The organism is Actinocorallia aurantiaca (genome assembly GCF_039533685.1).
GTDB classification, from domain to species: Bacteria; Actinomycetota; Actinomycetes; order Streptosporangiales; family Streptosporangiaceae; genus Actinocorallia; species Actinocorallia aurantiaca.
Genome location: NZ_BAAATZ010000005.1, coordinates 99413 through 102008 on the forward strand (window position 1 = coordinate 99413; position 2596 = coordinate 102008).

At 72.1% G+C, this 2596-nt stretch carries 3 protein-coding genes; all 3 read left to right on the plus strand.

The genetic code is table 11. The features are described from left to right. Positions 1–119: 119 nt before the first annotated feature. From ABD327_RS06615 to ABD327_RS06625, 3 genes are read left to right on the plus strand one after another with little or no spacing between them, the layout of a single operon-like run. Positions 120–422: an urease subunit gamma gene (locus ABD327_RS06615; RefSeq protein ID WP_344449290.1), complete on the plus strand. Its 303-nt coding sequence runs from the start codon at positions 120–122 to the stop codon at positions 420–422. Further along, positions 419–751, plus strand: a complete 333-nt coding sequence (locus ABD327_RS06620; RefSeq protein WP_344449291.1) for an urease subunit beta — start codon at positions 419–421, stop codon at positions 749–751. Before ABD327_RS06615 ends, ABD327_RS06620 begins: the two co-directional genes overlap by 4 nt. Continuing rightward, a complete protein-coding gene (locus ABD327_RS06625) occupies positions 744–2453 on the plus strand; it encodes an urease subunit alpha (RefSeq protein ID WP_344449292.1) in 1710 nt (569 codons plus the stop codon). Before ABD327_RS06620 ends, ABD327_RS06625 begins: the two co-directional genes overlap by 8 nt. Positions 2454–2596 lie beyond the last annotated feature (143 nt).

Consider the following 2596-nt stretch of genomic DNA (forward strand, 5'->3'; position numbering starts at 1 on the left):
GGGCCTGCCCGGACGTCGTGCTTGCGGTCGGCCATCGAGGCCGACAACACCCGTTAATTCGCAGTTAAATCGGCAATTCAAACGAATAAAACCGCCCTGAGCTGCGTTAACGTCGCCACGTGCTGATCTCTCCTCACGAGCAGGAACGGCTGCTCATCCACGTGGCCGCGCAGGTGGCGCGCGAGCGCCGGGCGCGGGGGCTGCTGCTGAACCATCCCGAGGCGACCGCGCTGATCGCCGTGCACGTGCTCGAAGGGGCGCGGGACGGGCGGACCGTCGCGGAACTCATGGAGTCCGGACGGACCGTGCTCACGCGCGAGGACGTCATGGAGGGCATCCCCGAAATGCTCGACTCGGTGCAGATGGAGGCGACGTTCCCCGACGGGACCAAGCTCGTCACCGTCCACAGGCCGATCCCGTGAGCGGCGGCGCGGAGGCGGGCGGGTTCGCGCCCGGCCAGATCGTCGTCGGGGAGGGGCCGGTCGAACTGAACCCGGGACGGGAGCGGCTGACCCTCACCGTCGAGAACACCGGCGACCGGCCCGTCCAGGTCGGGTCGCACTACCACTTCGCCCAGGCCAACCCGGCGCTGAGCTTCGACCGGGACGCCGCGCGCGGGTACCGGCTGGACGTGCCCGCCGGGACTGCCGTGCGGTTCGAGCCGGGCATGACCCGGGACGTCGACCTGGTGCCGCTGGCGGGGAACCGGATCGTGCCCGGCCTGCGTCTTGAAGGGGGCCTCGATGGCTGAGATCTCGCGCGCGCGTTACGCCGCGCTGTACGGGCCGACCACCGGGGACAGGATCCGGCTGGCCGACACCGACCTGTTCATCGAGGTCACCGAGGACCTGGCGCGCGGCGCCGGGGCCGGCGACGAGGCGGTCTTCGGCGGCGGCAAGGTCATCCGCGAGTCGATGGGGCAGGCCCGCGCCACCCGCGCCGAGGGCGCCCCCGACCTCGTCATCACCGGTGTGGTCATCCTCGACCACTGGGGGATCGTCAAGGCCGACGTGGGCGTGCGGGACGGTCGGATCACCGCCATCGGCAAGGCCGGCAACCCCGACGTCATGGACGGGGTGCACCCGGACCTCGTGATCGGCCCGTCCACCGAGATCCTGGCCGGCAACGGCAAGATCCTCACCGCGGGCGCGGTCGACTCCCACGTGCACTTCATCTGCCCGCAGCTCATCGAGGAGGCGCTCGGCGCGGGCGTCACCACCCTCGTCGGCGGCGGCACCGGCCCGGCCGAGGGCACCAAGGCCACCACCGTCACCGGCGCCTGGTACCTGCACCGGATGCTGGAGTCCCTGGACTCCTGGCCGGTGAACGTGGCGCTGCTCGGCAAGGGCAACACCGTCTCCGAGCCCGCCCTGTGGGAGCAGCTCAAGGCCGGGGCTTCCGGTTTCAAGCTGCACGAGGACTGGGGCACCACGCCCGCGGCGATCGACGCCTGCCTGCGGGTCTGCGACGCCTCGGGCGTCCAGGCGGCGCTGCACTCCGACACGCTCAACGAGGCCGGGTACGTCGAGTCGACGCTCGGCGCGATCGGCGGCCGGTCCATCCACGCCTACCACACCGAGGGCGCGGGCGGCGGGCACGCCCCGGACATCATCACCGTCGCCGCGCACCCCAACGTGCTGCCGTCCTCGACCAACCCGACCAGGCCGCACACCGTCAACACCCTCGACGAGCACCTCGACATGCTGATGGTCTGCCACCACCTCAGCGCGTCGGTGCCCGAGGACCTGGCGTTCGCCGAGTCCCGGATCAGGCCGACGACGATGGCCGCCGAGGACGTCCTGCACGACCTGGGCGCGATCTCGATCATCGGCTCGGACTCCCAGGCGATGGGACGCATCGGCGAGACCGTCCTGCGCACCTGGCAGACCGCGCACGTCATGAAGGCCCGGCGCGGCGCCCTGGAGGGGCCCGCCGACAACCTGCGGGCCCGCCGCTACGTCGCCAAGTACACGATCAACCCGGCGATCGCGCACGGCCTGGACGGCGAGGTCGGCTCGGTCGAGACCGGCAAGCTCGCCGACCTGGTGCTGTGGGACCCGGGCTTCTTCGGGGTGCGGCCCGCCGTCGTGCTCAAGGGCGGCATGATCGCCTGGGCGCAGATGGGCGACGCGAACGCCTCGATCCCCACGCCGCAGCCGATGCTGCCCCGCCCGATGTTCGGCGCGGCCCCGGCCGCCGCGGCGGCGACCTCGGTGCACTTCGTCTCCGAGGCGGCGATCGAGGACGACCTGGCCTCGAAGCTCGACGTGCGGCGGCGGTTCGTCCCGGTGAAGGACACCCGCCGGCTGGGCAAGGCCGACCTTCCGCTGAACGGCGCGCTGCCCCGGATCGAGGTCGACCCCGACACCTTCACCGTGAAGATCGACGGCGAGGAGATCACGCCCGCGCCGGTCGCCTCGCTGCCGATGGCCCAGCGCTACTTCCTGTTCTGATGCGCACCGACCTGCTGCTGCTCGCCGATTCCAGGCTCCCCGCCGGAGGCCACGCGCACTCCGGCGGCCTGGAGCCGGCCGTCACGTCCGGCGCGGTGCGGACCGTCGCCGACCTGGCGGACTTCCTGCACGGCAGGCTGCAC

What these genes read in the sequence shown, in the direction of transcription:
- ABD327_RS06625 (WP_344449292.1), top strand. Translation starts at nt 744, where the DNA reads ATGGCTGAGATCTCGCGCGCGCGTTACGCCGCGCTGTACGGGCCGACC.